Origin of the sequence: Candidatus Kaistella beijingensis (assembly GCF_020084865.1) — a bacterium.
GTDB classification, from domain to species: domain Bacteria; phylum Bacteroidota; class Bacteroidia; order Flavobacteriales; family Weeksellaceae; genus Kaistella; species Kaistella beijingensis.
Map to the genome: position 1 here is coordinate 1,269,515 of NZ_CP071953.1, position 15,897 is coordinate 1,285,411.

Genomic DNA, 15,897 nt, shown 5'->3' on the forward strand with positions numbered 1-15,897 from the left:
AACTCATTATTGGCATTAATTGTGTTGATTAGTGTCCTTATTTATTAGAAATTTACGGATTAAATTTATATGAACCTATGTCAGAACTACATCAAGCCGAAGATATACGACAACTCACCGAAAAAGTAAGGGAACAGAATTACTTTTTTTCGCTTTTAAAGCAGGAAATTAACAAAGCAATTATTGGTCAGGAATACATGGTGGATCGCCTGTTAATCGGACTTCTCGGAAATGGGCACGTTCTTTTGGAAGGCGTTCCGGGATTGGCGAAAACTTTGGCGATTAAAACTTTGGCGGATGCGGTGCATGGTGAATTTTCGAGGATTCAGTTTACACCCGATTTGCTTCCTGCGGATGTGGTGGGAACGATGATGTATAACATTAAAGACAACGATTTCTCGATTAAACGGGGACCGATTTTTGCGAATTTCGTTTTGGCGGATGAAATTAACCGTGCTCCATCGAAAGTGCAGTCGGCGTTGCTTGAAGCGATGCAGGAAAAGCAAGTAACCATCGGTGATGAAACCATGCCATTACCGAAACCGTTTTTAGTTTTAGCCACGCAAAACCCGATTGACCAAGAAGGAACGTACCTTTTGCCTGAGGCGCAAAGTGACCGTTTCATGCTCAAATGCACGATTTCTTATCCTGATTTCGAGGACGAGAGAAAAATTATGCAGATGGTGGCAACTTCACACCAACCTGTGATTAAACCTGTGATTTCTTTACAAAATGTTATTGAGGCTAAAGAGCTCATCAACCAAATTTATTTGGACGAAAAAATTGAGAAATACATTCTCGATATGGTTTTCGCAACACGATATCCAGAAAAATACGGACTTTCCGATTTGAAAAATTACATCAGTTTTGGGGCTTCACCGAGAGCGTCGATCAACTTGGCAATTGCAGCAAGAGCTTTGGCTTTCCTGAAAAACCGCGCCTTCGTTATTCCTGAAGATGTGAAAGAGATTGCGAAAGATGTTCTTCGACACCGAATCGGATTGAGTTTCGAGGCGGAAGCGGAAGAAATTACGGCCGATGAAATCGTGAATCAGATTTTGGGGAAAGTTCAGGCACCGTAAATTTTGTGGGTGTGTTGGTGAGAAATTTTTCAAGCCACCCTCAATTATCAATCATCATTTATCAGTCAGCAATCATGGACATTAAAGATATCATCAAGAAAGTAAAGCAGATTGAGATTCGGACTAAAAAAAAGTCGGAGGCTACTTTGATGGGGCAATATCACAGCGCTTTCAAAGGACAGGGAATGACCTTTTCGGAAGTTCGGCCATATCAATTTGGTGATGAAATCCGTAGAATAGATTGGAATAAAACCGCCCGATTTCGTGAACCTTTCGTGAAAGTTATGGAAGAAGAACGCGAATTGACGATGATGCTTTTGGTGGATATTTCAGCCTCCATGGATTACGGAACGAAAACTCAATTGAAGCGTGAATTTGTAGCAGAAATCTGTGCAAGTTTAGGTTTTTCCGCAGCGGGAAATAACGATAAAGTGGGATTGATTTTGTTTGCCGACAAAGTGTATAAAGTGATTCCGCCACAGAAAGGAAGAAAACATATTTTGGCGATAATCAGTAACATTTTGACTTCTGAATACGTTCCTGCAGAGTCAAAAATCGATGAAGCATTGCAATTTATGATGAGTGTCTTCCAGAAAAAATCAATGGCTTTTATATTTTCAGATTTTGAGGATTCTTATGATCTAAAAATTTTAAGAGTTGCCTCGAAAAAACACCAACTTCTCGGAATGCGTGTTTTTGATGACAAAGACAATGAAATTCCCGATATTGGTTATGCACTTTTCCACGATGCTGAAACAGGAAAACAAGTTTGGGCAAATACATCGAATTCGAGATGGCGCTATAATTATGCAGAACATCAGAAGAAAAAAATAAAAGAGGTAACCGAAGATTTTGAAAATTCCTCGGCAAGTTTTATGAATATCAATACAGGAGAAGATTACTCGAAGTTTTTGTATCAGTATTTTAGGAAGCGGTGAGTGAATTTTAAAATTTGAGAATCGTTTAATTTGAAAATTATTGCGAAAATCGTTGATGAATGATGATGGAGAAATATTGTTTTACGAAACAGGGAAATATTAAGAGAAATTGAATAATACAATCTCCATGTCATCATCTCGTTGGGATATTGAGTTAAACGCAGCGCGGAACACAATTCCGAATTTGGGCAAATTAAAAAAATATGAAACTTAACATAAATAATACGAGTGAAATGCATTGCAAGTCCCTCTCCTTTGGAGAGGGATTTGGGGAGAGGATTATATTTTTACTTATCTGTTTCCTCAATGTTTTTGCTTATTCGCAAACATTGGGTTCCAAACTCGACAAGAAAACCTTGGCTTTGGGAGAAGTCGGGGTTTTTAAAGTCAATATCTCCAATCTTCAGGGGAAAGATGTGGTTGCAGCGCCGAAAAATGAGTTGCTTCCTTTTCATTTTGAGGAAATCAAAGACAGCATCAGCAAACAACCCGATTTATACGAAAGAATAATTGAATTCCAAGTTTTTGAGGAAGGAAAATTTACGATTCCCGCTTTAGATTTTAAAATTGGCGGACAAGTTTACCACACCATTCCGTACGAAGTTGAAGTCTTGAACACCGCACAGAAAGGCGACCAAATCAACGACATCATGAAAAACAAAGAGGTAAAACTCGATGTGAAAGATTATTGGGAACTTTATAAATGGTATATTCTGGGTGTTTTGATTCTTCTCGCTCTGATTTTCTTGATTTGGCAAATTGTAAAATACGGACGACGCAGAAAAAATTCTCCTGTCGTGATGACGAATCAGACGCTGAAAGAATTAGACAATTTAAAGAAGAAAAAGTACATCGAATCAGGAAATTACCGTTCGTTTTATGTGGAATTGATTGAGATTGCAAGAAACTTCATCACGAAGCAATATAAAATCCCTGCAGATGTTTTATTGACCGACGATTTGATTAGTGTAATGAAAGTGAACAATGCCATTTCACCCGAAAACGAAAAAATCGTGGAAGATGTTTTTCTTCGCAGCGACTTGGTGAAATTTGCCAAAACTTTTCCTGATGAGCAAACCATGTCGAAGGATTTTGAAGATATGAAAGCTTTCGTAAAACGTTCCTCAAAAGATTTGGAAGCCGAACAATTAAGAACAGGAGTATAAAATGACGTTAGATTTTTTGAATTTTGAATTTTACAGTCCGTGGTTTTTGCTGCTGTTTTTGGCGTTCATTCCGCTCTTCATTTTAGATTTAAAGAAGAAAAGACGAACGGGAATAAAAGTCCCTACTACCAAAAATATGCAGGAAAACAAGGGAATTCTCTTCGTTCTCTCTCTGCTGAAAATTTCAAAATACATGATTCTTTCGGCGTTGATTATTGCGATGGCTCGTCCAAGAACTTTCACCATTTCGCAAGACAATGACGACAGCAAAGGAATCGACATCATGCTTTCTGTTGACGTTTCTTTAAGTATGTTGGCAAAAGATTTGGAACCCGACCGATTAACGGCTTTAAAAGGAATCGCCAAAAAATTTGTCAATCAAAGACCAGGCGACAGAATTGGCTTGGTGACTTATTCGGGAGAAGCTTTTACGAAAGTTCCCGTAACTTCCGACCACGCCGTAGTTTTGGATGAACTCGAGAATCTTAATCCGCTCGAATTACAGCCCGGAACTGCAATCGGAGAAGGACTTTCTGTTGCGGTGAGTCATTTGCGGAACAGCAAAGCCAAATCGAAAATCATTATTTTAATGACCGACGGTGTAAATACCATAGAAAATGCTATGCCGCCTCAAGTTGGTGCACAACTCGCAAAATCAAATAATATTAAGGTATATTCCATCGGAATTGGAACGAATGGCTATGCTTTGATGCCGACACAGACCGATATTTTCGGCGACTTGGTTTTTAATGAAGTCGAGGTTAAAATTGACGAACCCGTTTTGCGGGAAATTGCGCAAACAACGGGTGGAAAATATTTTAGAGCCACTTCCAACCAAAGTTTGGAGGATGTTTATAACGAAATCAACCAACTTGAAAAAAGCGAATTGAAATCGACCAAATTGTATAATTACGAAGAATATTTTAGATTTTTCCTGTGGATTGCTTTGGGAATTTTGATTTTGGATGCGGCTTTGAGGTGGGTTTTTTATAAAGTCTTGAGTTGATGAGTAATGACAAAAACTTGGAACATGGAACTTGAAACCTTAAACTTCAAACTTTAAACAACAATTACGTGTGAATTGGTATTTAGGAAATTATTGGTACTTACTTTTGCTGCTGCTATTGCCGTGGCTCGGGATTGTTCTGTTCAATTACGTGAAGTGGAAAAACCGCAAGAAAAATGTTTTTGCCGAAGCTCGTTTTCAAAATGAATTGTTTGAAAAGAAATCGGGATTCTCTAAAATTTTACCGTTGCTTTATTTGATTGCGACTTTGTTTTTAATTCTTTCTATCGTGGATTTATTGAGCGGTTCGGAAGAAGTGAAATCCAAACAGAAAATGAACAATGTGATTTTCCTCCTCGATGTTTCCAACTCGATGAATGCGCAGGATGTGGAACCGAATCGTTTGGATGAAGCCAAAAACATCATGGTTCAAACCATGAACAAAATGAGAAACGATAAGGTAGGAATCGTGGTTTTTGCGGGTGAAGCTTCTTCGATTATGCCTTTAACAACGGATTTTACAGCGGCTGAAACTTACATCGGCGGAATTGAAACGAACGTGATGAAAATTCAGGGAACTGACTTTTTAAACGGAATGAGAACAGTTGCCGATAAATTTAAAAACGTCGCAAAAGGTTCTAGAAAAGTCGTGCTTTTAAGTGATGGGGAAGACAATGAAGGAAATGAAAAGGCAGCCATCAAATTAGCCAATAAAGAAGGAATTTCCGTCATCAGTGTTGGAATCGGTTCCGAAGAAGGTGCACCAATTCCTGAATATGTTTTTGGACAATTGATGGGTTATAAAACTGACGTTTCGGGACAAACCGTGATTTCTAAAAGACAGATTCGTGCACTCCAAAATATCGCAAACGAAACTAGTGGAACTTATGTGGACGGAAATAATTTAGACAACGCCACTTCACAAATTATCGATGGCTTGAGAAAAACTTCAACTTCGTCGGAAAGCATCGTGAAATCAAATAACGCCATTCATTATTATCAATATTTTCTTGCGGTTTCCATCTTTTTCTTTTTGATTATTTTTCTCTTTAATCCGAAGAGGGAATTTAATATTTAACTCAAAATCAGTCTGTTTAAGGGCAACTTTAACCGAAATTTAACAATTTCGATTATAGACTTTAACAATTAAAGGAATAATTTTGCAATAATGAACACGAATGCTATTTTCTCGGCAGTATTAATGATTTTTGGACTGATGTTTTTTTCCGCGCAGGAAAATTACAACACCTTGATTTTTAAAGGAAACCAACAGTTCGACAAGAAAAATTACGACAATGCTTCCTCAAAATATATGGAAGCTGCCAAACTGAACGAAAAAGATTTCACTGCCCATTACAACCTCGGAAATGCTTTGTACAAAAGAAAAATGTACGACGAAGCAAAAGCTGAATTCGAAAAAGCAGAAAAATTGGCGACCACGATTCCAGACAAATCTGCAGCACTTTACAATTCAGGAAATGCGTACATGCAGAAAAACGATTCCAAAAAAGCAGCTGAACTTTACAAACAGGCTTTAAAACAAGATCCTTACAACGAAACCATCCGAAAAAATTATGAAATTGCGATGCTGAAAGAAAAGGAAAAACAGCAACAGCAACAACAAAAAAACAATTCCGGCGGCGGTGGCGGAGACAATAAAAACAAAGACCAAAACCAAGGTCAGGACAAAGGAAACACACCAAAACAGGAACAAGGAAACGGTCAACAAAACAAAGGCGAAGGTGAAGGAAACGATCCCGATCAGAGTAAGAACAACGACGCCGATAAAATGCCGAAAGATTTAGAAAACTCCATCTTAAACCGTGTAGAAAACAAAGAACGGGAAACCGCAAAACGGATTCTCAACAAAAACTCCTACTCCATGCCACAAAGCAACGAGAAGGATTGGTAATGAAACTGAAATTTTTATACATATTATCTCTATTTTCCGCGATTTTTGCTCACGGTCAAGTCACTTTGGCGGTTTCTGATGTTAAAGACGCCAAAGTAAATCAACGACTTAATCTTACTGTTTTACTCGAAATAAGCGGTGAAAACATGCAGCAGGAAACTCCGTTGAGAATGCCTGATTTGTCAAAATTCGACATCATTGGAACTGCTTCTGAACAAAACACGGTTGTTTTGGATGCAAAAAAAGGAGACGTTCTCAATCAAATGGTTTATCAGTGGGTTCTATCTCCAAAACAATCAGGAAAAATTAAATTCGGGTCTGTTTTGGTGACCGTGAACGGTAAAATTTATAAAACCGAACCTTTCGACATCAACGTTCGCGATGTGGAGAAAAAAACTTCTGTTGCAGACAATTCCACTTCAAACGACCTGTATTTAAGTCTTGAAGTTCAGGACCGTGAAGTTTATAAGAACGAATCCACGATTGCCATTCTTCGAGCACACAGCCGCGATTACGGAAGTTTTAGAAATGTTGGAAACATCCAAGTTCCGCAGCAAAAAAATGCTAGAATTAAGCCGATAAGTTTTGCAAAATCTGAAATTGAGTCCTCTGCAGGAATGAATTCGCAGGTTCTTGCGGTGTTCATGATTTTCCCTTCCGAAGAGGGAAATATTGAGATTAATCCGGTTACAGCTTCAATTTCAAATTCCAATAGAGAAGCCAAAATCGTCTCCAACCGAGTGAAATTAAACGTAAAAAAACTTCCGGCCGGAATGCCGGAAACTTTTAAAAATGCCGTTGGGAAATTTGATATTGCAGTGGTCAACAACAACTCTACAGAAGTTTCTGAAATTCAAAAACCTGTAAATGTGACGATGAAAGTTTCGGGAGCAGGAAACTTTGGGACACTGCATTTGCCGAAAATTGTAAGTTCCAACGACTATATTTTCTATCCACCAAAAATTACTGCGAGAACAACGACGCATCAAAACGAACTTTCGGGAGTGGTAACGGCTGATTATGTGGTAGTTCCGAAAAAAGCAGGTTTAGTTTCTATTAACTTTGAAGATTTTTCTTTCTTCAATCCAACCATCAAAAAATATGTGGATTTAGGTGCAAAATCAATTTCTTTGGATGTGAAAACGCCTGAAGAAATTGCGGCTGCAAAATCGACTTTAGAGAAAGTAAATGATTATACCAATACTGTTCTAGAAACAGTAAACACACCTGTTTTGCAAACTCACAACCTAAAAGTGAAAGACAAAAACAGCATCAATTGGAAAGTTGTTTTCGGAAATTTTGCTTTATTGACGGCTTTTATTGCCATGTTCTTTGTGGTGGTAAAAAGACGTGAAAAGCGAAAATTAAAACCTCAAGTTGCCGAAAAAAACTTTGTTTCGATTGCGGAAACCGAAGATCTAATCCGAAAAGATTTAAACAATTCTGTAGAAGAAAATATAGAATATCTAAAAAAATTAAAAGATAATAAAGATTTCGCAACATTCTTTTCGGTGTACAATGATTTGGTAAACGAAACAAAAAAACGAAATCTTATACAATCTGAAAGCGATTTCCGCCGTTTTCTTGAGCAAAACAAAGGTCAACAGTTCGCTGACCAATACAGAGTTTTATCAGAACAGATCCAGTTTGAAAGATTTGCACCTTTCCACAGCGAAGAAAGGATTGAAGAACTTTTCAACTCGATTTCAACCATATTTTCAGAAATTAATAAATAATCAATTATTTTTTATATTTTTGCGAAATTCTAAATTTCAAGAAATGTTTGAACATTTTTCATTAAAAGAAACATTGACGACGACCATGGTTTTGTTTGCAGTGATTGATATTGTAGGGTCACTGCCGATTGTTGTGGGCTTAAAACAAAAATTTGGCAGAATAGATTCCGAAAAATCAGCTCTTGTTGCAGGAAGTATTATGCTTGCATTTCTATTCATCGGAAATAAAATCTTGAAATTTATTGGGGTAGATGTAAATTCTTTCGCCATTGCAGGTGCTTTCGTTATTTTCATCATCGCACTGGAAATGATTTTAGGAATTGAAATCCACAAAAATACAGAACCAAAAGCGGCATCAATTGTTCCGATTGCGTTTCCGCTTGTTGCAGGGGCAGGAACTTTGACTACTTTGCTCTCACTCCGTGCAAATTACCACGACATCAATATCATTGCAGCGATTCTTTTGAACACGCTTTTTGTTTATTTGGTCCTAAAATCGGCCAATTGGCTGGAACGAAAATTAGGTCCAACTACGCTTCAAGTTCTACAAAAAGTTTTCGGAATTGTACTTTTGGCGATTTCTATTAAATTATTTACTGCTAACTTTGCACAATTGTTTACAACGTATATTAAATTCTAAAAAATTCAACAATGCAACTTTTTTATAAAATATTTTTAGCAATTTTCGTTATTTTCATCGGCTTCAACCTTTACGTAATGGAATGGGATTTAGGTTTTTGGCACGAAGAAAACTCTAAATTTATTTTGTCAATTTCGGCTGCAATCCTTGGAATTATCGTGGTTTTCGTGCTGCATTCGATGAGCAAACTTTCGGTGAAAAAATAGTTTCTTTAGGTGCAAATTGGTGCAGTGTGCAATTGGTGCAAGTTGCAACATTCAAATTTCGTACTTCGTACTTCGTATTTTTAGAAATTCATTTCATCTTTCACCACTCCATTATTTTGGGTGTGTTGAAGAAGTTCTTTTACAATAAATTCCTTGATTTTGTCGGAATCGGAATCTCCAGGGAAAAGAAGATGAACATTCGCACCTGCATCCAAAGTAAAAAACAAAGCCAACCCCGTTTCTTTACGGAAATTCCAAATTTTATTGATGACTTCTAAAGTTCCTGTTTTCATGAGAATAAAAGCGGGCTCGCTCATCATCATCATTGCGTGAAGAGTCAGAGCTTCATGTTCCACCAATTTGATGAAATTTTGCAAATCTCCTGTTTTAAGGATTTCTTTTAAAATAGTAAAATTCTCATGAGCTTCCTGAAATCTCCTTTCCGCATACGGATTTGTTTTCATCAAACCGTGACCAACAGTAGAACTCACCGATTTTTCACCTTCGTGAATCAGCAAAACCCAATCGTTGAAATTTTTAAAAATCGGATGAATTTCTTCATTAGGATATTGAACGGCGTATAAATCCGAACTTCCTTCCACTTCGTCTGTTTTTCCCCAAACAACCAATCCGTTGTAGAGGCTTCTACACGCACTTCCGCTTCCTAAACGTGCAAGAAAACTTTCTTTTTTTGCTTTTAAATCGTCTGCTATTTTTCCTGAAAATTGTTCGTCAAGATCCATCAAACATTTTGCAATCGCACCGAAACCTGATGCAGAACTTGCGATTCCCGAACTGTGCGGAAAAGTGTTTTCGGTTCTAATGATATATTTTCCCTTTAAAATCCAAGGTAAAAAATCTTCAATATTTTTGAAGTATTTCTCAATCTTTTCGGCAAATTTCTTCTCTTCGTTTCCCGCTAAATAGGTTTGGACAGAAAATTCTTCATCTGCAAAAAATTCCATAAAAGTATTTGTTTTACAATGATTTAGCGTGTAACTGATACTCGGATTTGCAGGAATTTGATTCTCGTATTTTCCCCAATATTTAATTAGAGCAATATTTGAGGGACAGCTGGCAGAAACGGTTTGATTTGAGATATTGAAATTTGGATTTCCTTGAAATTCGTTCATTTGATTAACTTGAGAAAAAATTATGATTAATGCTTTTTAAAACCACCAAAGGCACAAAAGTTCTATGATTTTAATGCGTTTATTTTATTTGCTCACAACAAGTTCACAATAGTGAAAATCGCAGATTTTCATTCTTTTGTGTTCTGCTCATTAGAAAGAAATATTGCAATTGTAGGACATTCATAAACAGATTTCTTTTGTTCCTATTGTGGTTTATTTTTATATTTTTTGAATTCGCCAAGAAGCGAATTCTTACGTCATTGTTTAATTATGGTACATTTTATCAATTAAGTCAGAATATTTTTTCATCACCACATTTCGTTTCACCTTTAAAGTTGGTGTTATTTCGCCACTTGCAATCTCGAATTCTGACGGCATTAAAACAAATTTTTTCACCTTCTCAAATCCTGAAAACGAGTGTTGAATCTCGTTGATTTTTTGGTGGTAAAATTCCTTTACCTCATCTAAATTTACAACTTCTTCCCAATTGGTAAAATTAATATTCATCTTTGGGAGCTGCTCTTTCAACGCTTCAAAATTAGGGATTATCAATGCGGTTACATAAGGTTTTCCCTCTGCAATCACCATCGCTTGAGTAATGAAATTATTGTTGGACAGCATATTTTCAATCGGTTGCGGTGCGATATATTTTCCGTTAGAAGTCTTCATCAAATCCTTGATTCTATCGGTGATAACAAGGTTTCCCTTCTCGTCAAATTCTCCTGCATCGCCTGTTTTGAACCAACCATCTTCGGTAAAAACTTCGGCGGTTTCGTGGGGTTTTTTGTAGTAGCCTTTCATGATTCCGCTTCCTTTTGCCAAAATTTCATCGTTTTCGCCTATCTTAATTTGGGTGTCGCCAAGAGTGATTCCCGCTGTTCCGTGTTCGTAATTTTGCAGGGGAAATGCGGTTAAAGTAGCCGTAGTTTCTGTCAATCCATAACCAACGGTAATGTGAATTCCCATCGCATCAAAAAATTTTGTGACTTCGGAAGAAATTGAAGCTCCTCCACATGGCATGAACCAAAGATTTCCACCCAATTTGTTTTTTATTTTATTGAAAACCAATTTGTTGGCAATAGCATTCTTCAAGTTTAATGAAAGTGGAATCGACTTATCAAGTCGTTTCAACTCCGCAACTTCTCCCCCATTTTTCAAGGCCCAATTAAAAATTTTCTTTTTCGAATCGGAACTTTCTGCAACCATTTCTTGGATTCCCGCATAAATTTTTTGGTAGAACCTTGGAACAGAGCACATCATGGTTGGTTTAACTTCAGTTAAAGCGGTCGCGATGAGTTTGGTATTTTCCAAAAATGAAACTTTCGCACCGCCGTAGAGGCAAAGCAAAGTCCAACTTCTCTCGAAAATATGTGTTAAAGGTAAAAACGCCAAAGAATGTTCCCCTTCAAAATTTCTGAATTTAAAGAAATCGAAATGGGCATCGCAACATTTTTGAAAATTCCCGTGAGTCAACATCACTCCTTTCGGAACACCCGTTGTTCCCGAAGTGTAAATAATGGTGGCTAAATCATCGTCATTTTTTTCGACAATTTTGAAGCGTTCATCAGCATTTTTAATGAAGTCTTCCAAGAATTGTGAGTTCTCTGTTTTGATCCAAACCGATTTCTTAGAAACAATGATTTCTTGCAGAATATGACTTTTATTCAAAATTTCAAACGCCGCATCATACTGTTCCTGATTTCCGACCAAAATCATTTTCGATTCTGATTCTTTTAGAATGTATTCCGCCTGTTCGAGATTGTTTGTAGAATAAATCGGAACCGTGATTGCGCCGAGAGAAATGATGGCCAAATCGAAAATAATCCATTCCGCAGAGTTGTCGGAATAAATCGCAACCCGGTCATTTTCAGCAATTCCCGCATCTTTCAAAGCATTGGCTGTTTTGAAAACCATTCTTCGAAAATTTTTCCAATCAAGTTCTTTCCATTCTTCGTTTTTTTTGAAACCTATTGCGGGTTTCATGGGAAATCTTTTGGTGTTTTTATTGAGGAATTGGGTGAAATTCATTTTTACATTTTAAAATTGAATTCGGCTCATGGCGAATTATTTCAATTATTTTCAACTACAATTTTTTGTCTTGTCTATAGTTTTTTAAGTGAAAATCAAGACTTTCTTCTATGGGAATAAATTGATAATCAAGACGTTCCCTAATTTTTTGATTGGAAACGGTATTCAAATTTGTGACCGATTCGATGTTGACTTTGTTCGCCATTTTCAAAGATGGAATAAACCATCCAAAGTAGAAATTTAAAATTTTAGCAAAATTCAACACCAATTTTGAAAGAATTTTCGGAGTAGATTTTCCTAATTTATTTCGCACGAAATTGGTCATTTCACTGTATCGTTTATTTTCAGAAATCAATATAAATCGCTCCCCGAAAATATTTTTCTCCATCAATTCCACGGAAATTTTCGCAACATCGCGAACATCAACATAAGAAGTTCCGCCCGAAAAAGTGAAACCTTTCGTGAAGTTTTCATAAATCAATCCACTGCTTTCGTTCCAGTTTCCGCTGCCGATAATCATTCCAGGATTTACGATGACCACGTTTAAACCTTCTGCCGAAGCGCGCCAAACTTCCATTTCTGAAAAATGTTTCGATTCTGCATAAGCTGAATGTTCGAGTTTTGAATTGAAATCGGAATCTTCATCCATCATACCCTTTTCATTAAATCCGTCGAGAACCGCAATGGAGCTCACGAAGCAGAATTTTTTCACCGATGAGTTTTCACAAGCGTAAAGCAAGTTTTTAGTTCCATCAATATTGCTATGATACATTTTCTTACGAGCATTGGGATGGAAACTGACTTTTGCGGCGCAGTGATACACTTCTTCTACTCCATTTACCGCTATTTTTAACGAATCTATGTCATCAAAATCGATATCAACCCATTCAATTTTATTGAAAAATTCGTCGGGATTCTCCGTATAAAATTTGAAAGAATGGCGAACTTCTTCAAGATTGCTCGTTTTTCTTTTCGTGGCACGAACCGTTTTTCCGCGTTTCAGAAGTTCCAAAACGATTACTCTGCCGAGAATTCCTGTAGCGCCGGTTACGAGTGTCATATTCTTCAGTGAATGGTCAATGGTGAATGGTGAATTTTACAAAAATACGCTTTAAAAATGCATTTTCAAACCTTCAATCGCATTCATCTTCAAATTAATCAATAAATTGATGCATTAAAAAATCTTTCACCACTTCATTAAAATCCTTTGGATTTTCTGCTTGAACCCAATGTCCTGCGTTGGGAATTTTAACAATGGAAGAATTTGGGAATTGCTGCTTGATTTGAAATTCATCCTGCGGCAAAATATAATTTGATTTTTCGCCTGCAATAACTAAAGTTTCTCCGGTAAAAACTCCAAATTTAATCGCATTAGAAACGAAATCGCTGTATTTTTCAGATAAAGTTTTCAAGTTGAAACGCCAAGCTAATTTCTTTTCCTCTTTCCAATATAAATTTTTTGCAAGAAACTGAATGACAGATTTTTCGGGAATGAATTGCTGTAAAATTTCCTCAACTTCCTGGCGTGAATTTACTTGGTTGAAATCCACACTTTCCAACGCTTTCAAAATTCCTTGATGATGCGGTGGATAAGCTTTTGGACCGATATCTACAACGATCAATTTCTCGACTTTTAAAGGATATTTGATGGCGAATTGCATCACCGCTTTTCCGCCTAAAGAATGACCGAGCAAATTGGCTTTCTGTATTCCGTAATGTTCCATGTAATGGGTGATGTCGTGCGCCAAATCGTCGTGCGACATTTCTTCGGAATGAAAACTTTTGCCGTGGTTTCTTAAATCAATTAAATGCACAGGAAAAAGTTCGCCCATTTCCTTCCCGAAACTTCCCCAATTGTCGAGCATTCCGAAAAGTCCGTGGAAAACGAGAAGCGGCGTTCCTGATTTTTCTTGTCCGTATATTTTTGAGTGGAGGATGTTATTCATAAAAATTTTAATTTCAAGTACTCATTACTAATTACCTCTTTACAATTTTCCCAATTAAATTCCCCAAAAACTTCAGGTTCTGGAGAATTTTCTGCTTGTTGAAAATAGGTAAGTAAGTTTCTTCAGTTGCCATTTTTTCTAGGAGTTCCAAAAGTTCAGTTCGGATTTTATGGGTGTGTAGCATCTAAATTCTTTTTCCTCATTATTGAAAATAGTTGACAAGAACGAAAGCGTGACAGGAATTATATCTTTCAAGAGAAACGAAATCTCTTTAATAGCTTCTTTTCCCTACAGATCTTTTAGCAAAATCCAATACTTCAGCATTCCATATTCCAAAACACGCTGAACGATAAATTCCTTGTATTGGTCCAAATCAAATTTCTCCAAATCCACATCCCAAAAAAGGTGTGCTGAAAAATCATGAACTGTGATTGTAGAATCCATTCTTCAAAAATACAAACTAATTTTTAAAAATGACTTTGTTTATTTTTTCTGCAATTTCTCCCGCATAAAATCTTATTCCACAGACATGGCATTTTTCTATCAGCGTAAAATTTTTTGGTGGATTAGCTTTTTCAAAAAGTTTTCTGCCCAATTTTTCGGGAACAATCTTATCGTCCTTGCTGTGTATAACCAATATTGGCTTTCTGAAATTTTTGAGATTTTCTTCGTTGTCGAAATTATTTTTAACAATAATTTTCCCAAAAACAGGCACATAATGATTCGCAATATCGTCGGTTTGCAAAAAAGTTCCCTCCACAACCAAACCTTCGATTTCGTTCTGATTTTTTTTTGCAACAGGAATTGCGAAATTTCCACCGATGGATTGCCCGTAAATTATTTTTTGAGTGTTTTTTACTTCGCTTAGATTTTTGAAAAATTCAAAAGCAATATAAGAATCTTCTAAAGCATTTTTTCTGTTTGCTTTTCCCTCGGAATAACCGAATCCCGAATAATCGAAAATAAAAACCTGAAACCCAAAATCCGTCAAATTAGCGAAATTTTCGAAATGAGTATTGATATTTCCCGAATTTCCGTGCAGTGCGAAGACAGATTTTAGAGCACTATTTTTCTTGGGTTTTAAAAGCCATGCGTTGATTTTCCGACCTTGGTTTCCTTGAAAATAAGAGCTTTCAATGGTAAAACCGCGCTGCAAAGTGTCTTTGTTTTTAAAGAAAATTGGCTGTAGATTTTCGCCTGAAAATTTTCAGATGGATGGAATCTTTTTGTTCTTTCCAAGAAAAGTTTCTTTTGGAAACATCATTTTTCCACGGCTGTAAAATTGGATAATTGACTTGACAGCTGCAGAAAAACAAGAAAATTAAAATGGTGGGAAATTTCAAAAACTTCATTGCAGAATTACCGAATTACCAAGTAGCCAATCGCTTCAAATATGCCTGAACCGTGTTTTCCAACCCCAAATATAAAGCTTCGGAAATCAAGGCGTGACCAATGGAAACTTCCAGTAAGTTGGGAATATTTTCTGCGAAATATTTTAGATTGTCCAAACTCAAATCGTGACCTGCGTTGATTCCCAAACCAAATTTTGCAGCTTCAACTGCGGTTTCGTAATAGGGCTTTACGGCTTCCTCTTTGTTGATCGGATACTTTTTTGCGTAAGCTTCGGTGTAAAGTTCAATTCTGTCCGTACCTGTTTCTGCGGCAAATTTCACCATTTCAGGATTTGGGTCGAGAAAAATGGAGGTTCTAATTCCCGCATTTTTGAATTCAGAAATCACCGATTTTAAAAACTCTAAATTCTTTTCGCAATCCCAACCTGCATTGGAAGTGATCGCATCATCTGCATCGGGAACCAAAGTCACCTGTTCAGGTTTTACTTCCAAAACCATATCAATAAAAGGTCGGTGTGGATTTCCTTCAATATTAAATTCCGTGGTAATTAAAGGTTTTAAATCATAGACATCTATTCTTGTGATGTGCCTTTCGTCGGGACGCGGATGAACTGTAATTCCCTTTGCACCAAATTTTTGCAATTTTACAGCAGCCTCTGTAACGCTCGGAAATTCACCGCCTCTTGCATTTCTAAGGGTGGCAATTTTATTGATATTTACGCTCAGTTTTGTCATTGTTTGATTCGAGATTT

16 protein-coding genes are annotated in these 15,897 nt (G+C 36.8%); 9 read left to right on the plus strand and 7 right to left on the minus strand.

From position 1 onward, the window contains the following. Nucleotides 1-77: 77 nt before the first annotated feature. From J4771_RS05920 to J4771_RS05960, 9 genes are all read left to right on the plus strand, one after another. The gene (locus J4771_RS05920; RefSeq protein ID WP_224137467.1) at nt 78-1,082 is read left to right on the plus strand and encodes an AAA family ATPase; all 1,005 of its coding nucleotides are present in this window, start codon (nt 78-80) and stop codon (nt 1,080-1,082) included. A gap of 74 nt (nt 1,083-1,156) precedes the next feature. Further along, nucleotides 1,157-2,020: a DUF58 domain-containing protein gene (locus tag J4771_RS05925; protein ID WP_224137469.1), complete on the plus strand. Its 864-nt coding sequence runs from the start codon at nt 1,157-1,159 to the stop codon at nt 2,018-2,020. 233 nt (nt 2,021-2,253) lie between these two features. Further along, a complete protein-coding gene (locus tag J4771_RS05930) occupies nt 2,254-3,186 on the plus strand; it encodes a BatD family protein (RefSeq protein ID WP_394369786.1) in 933 nt (310 codons plus the stop codon). A 1-nt stretch (nt 3,187) separates the two neighbouring features. Further along, nucleotides 3,188-4,192: a vWA domain-containing protein gene (locus J4771_RS05935; RefSeq protein WP_224137473.1), complete on the plus strand. Its 1,005-nt coding sequence runs from the start codon at nt 3,188-3,190 to the stop codon at nt 4,190-4,192. A 70-nt stretch (nt 4,193-4,262) separates the two neighbouring features. Beyond that, complete coding sequence (locus J4771_RS05940) at nt 4,263-5,270, plus strand: vWA domain-containing protein (protein ID WP_224137476.1); 1,008 nt, start codon at nt 4,263-4,265, stop codon at nt 5,268-5,270. Between the two features lie 90 nt (nt 5,271-5,360). Beyond that, nucleotides 5,361-6,104 carry a tetratricopeptide repeat protein gene (locus tag J4771_RS05945; protein ID WP_224137478.1) on the plus strand — a complete coding sequence of 248 codons (744 nt, stop codon included), beginning with the start codon at nt 5,361-5,363 and terminating at the stop codon, nt 6,102-6,104. Further along, on the plus strand, nt 6,104-7,840 hold the full coding sequence (locus tag J4771_RS05950) for a BatD family protein (protein WP_224137480.1): 1,737 nt from the start codon (nt 6,104-6,106) through the stop codon (nt 7,838-7,840). Before J4771_RS05945 ends, J4771_RS05950 begins: the two co-directional genes overlap by 1 nt. 43 nt (nt 7,841-7,883) lie before the next feature. Further along, nucleotides 7,884-8,480 carry a MarC family protein gene (locus J4771_RS05955; RefSeq protein WP_224137483.1) on the plus strand — a complete coding sequence of 199 codons (597 nt, stop codon included), beginning with the start codon at nt 7,884-7,886 and terminating at the stop codon, nt 8,478-8,480. Nucleotides 8,481-8,491: 11 nt separating this feature from the next. Then, entirely contained in the window at nt 8,492-8,686 is a 195-nt protein-coding gene (locus J4771_RS05960; protein WP_224137485.1) for a hypothetical protein, read from the plus strand. Between the two features lie 80 nt (nt 8,687-8,766). On the opposite strand, the gene J4771_RS05965 is transcribed toward J4771_RS05960, so the two are convergent. From J4771_RS05965 to J4771_RS05995, 7 genes are all read right to left on the minus strand, one after another. After that, nucleotides 8,767-9,819 carry a diphosphomevalonate/mevalonate 3,5-bisphosphate decarboxylase family protein gene (locus J4771_RS05965; RefSeq protein WP_224137487.1) on the minus strand — a complete coding sequence of 351 codons (1,053 nt, stop codon included), beginning with the start codon at nt 9,817-9,819 and terminating at the stop codon, nt 8,767-8,769. A gap of 264 nt (nt 9,820-10,083) precedes the next feature. Next, the gene (locus J4771_RS05970) at nt 10,084-11,847 is read right to left on the minus strand and encodes an AMP-dependent synthetase/ligase (RefSeq protein ID WP_224137490.1); all 1,764 of its coding nucleotides are present in this window, start codon (nt 11,845-11,847) and stop codon (nt 10,084-10,086) included. Between the two features lie 55 nt (nt 11,848-11,902). Further along, nucleotides 11,903-12,907, minus strand: a complete 1,005-nt coding sequence (locus tag J4771_RS05975) for an NAD-dependent epimerase/dehydratase family protein (protein ID WP_224137492.1) — start codon at nt 12,905-12,907, stop codon at nt 11,903-11,905. Between the two features lie 94 nt (nt 12,908-13,001). Beyond that, entirely contained in the window at nt 13,002-13,793 is a 792-nt protein-coding gene (locus J4771_RS05980; RefSeq protein ID WP_224137494.1) for an alpha/beta fold hydrolase, read from the minus strand. Between the two features lie 288 nt (nt 13,794-14,081). Then, entirely contained in the window at nt 14,082-14,237 is a 156-nt protein-coding gene (locus tag J4771_RS05985) for a DUF6922 domain-containing protein (RefSeq protein WP_224137496.1), read from the minus strand. A gap of 16 nt (nt 14,238-14,253) precedes the next feature. Beyond that, on the minus strand, nt 14,254-14,949 hold the full coding sequence (locus J4771_RS05990; protein ID WP_224137498.1) for an alpha/beta hydrolase: 696 nt from the start codon (nt 14,947-14,949) through the stop codon (nt 14,254-14,256). Nucleotides 14,950-15,160: 211 nt separating this feature from the next. Continuing rightward, the gene (locus tag J4771_RS05995; protein WP_224137500.1) at nt 15,161-15,880 is read right to left on the minus strand and encodes a pyridoxine 5'-phosphate synthase; all 720 of its coding nucleotides are present in this window, start codon (nt 15,878-15,880) and stop codon (nt 15,161-15,163) included. Nucleotides 15,881-15,897 lie beyond the last annotated feature (17 nt).

Coding starts and splice junctions, on each gene's coding strand:
- J4771_RS05920 (WP_224137467.1), top strand. CDS start 78: ATGTCAGAACTACATCAAGCCGAAGATATACGACAACTCACCGAAAAA.
- J4771_RS05925 (WP_224137469.1), top strand. CDS start 1,157: ATGGACATTAAAGATATCATCAAGAAAGTAAAGCAGATTGAGATTCGG.
- J4771_RS05930 (WP_394369786.1), top strand. CDS start 2,254: ATGCATTGCAAGTCCCTCTCCTTTGGAGAGGGATTTGGGGAGAGGATT.
- J4771_RS05935 (WP_224137473.1), top strand. CDS start 3,188: ATGACGTTAGATTTTTTGAATTTTGAATTTTACAGTCCGTGGTTTTTG.
- J4771_RS05945 (WP_224137478.1), top strand. CDS start 5,361: ATGAACACGAATGCTATTTTCTCGGCAGTATTAATGATTTTTGGACTG.
- J4771_RS05950 (WP_224137480.1), top strand. CDS start 6,104: ATGAAACTGAAATTTTTATACATATTATCTCTATTTTCCGCGATTTTT.
- J4771_RS05955 (WP_224137483.1), top strand. CDS start 7,884: ATGTTTGAACATTTTTCATTAAAAGAAACATTGACGACGACCATGGTT.
- J4771_RS05960 (WP_224137485.1), top strand. CDS start 8,492: ATGCAACTTTTTTATAAAATATTTTTAGCAATTTTCGTTATTTTCATC.
- J4771_RS05965 (WP_224137487.1), bottom strand. CDS start 9,819: ATGAACGAATTTCAAGGAAATCCAAATTTCAATATCTCAAATCAAACC.
- J4771_RS05970 (WP_224137490.1), bottom strand. CDS start 11,847: ATGAATTTCACCCAATTCCTCAATAAAAACACCAAAAGATTTCCCATG.
- J4771_RS05975 (WP_224137492.1), bottom strand. CDS start 12,907: ATGACACTCGTAACCGGCGCTACAGGAATTCTCGGCAGAGTAATCGTT.
- J4771_RS05980 (WP_224137494.1), bottom strand. CDS start 13,793: ATGAATAACATCCTCCACTCAAAAATATACGGACAAGAAAAATCAGGA.
- J4771_RS05985 (WP_224137496.1), bottom strand. CDS start 14,237: ATGGATTCTACAATCACAGTTCATGATTTTTCAGCACACCTTTTTTGG.
- J4771_RS05995 (WP_224137500.1), bottom strand. CDS start 15,880: ATGACAAAACTGAGCGTAAATATCAATAAAATTGCCACCCTTAGAAAT.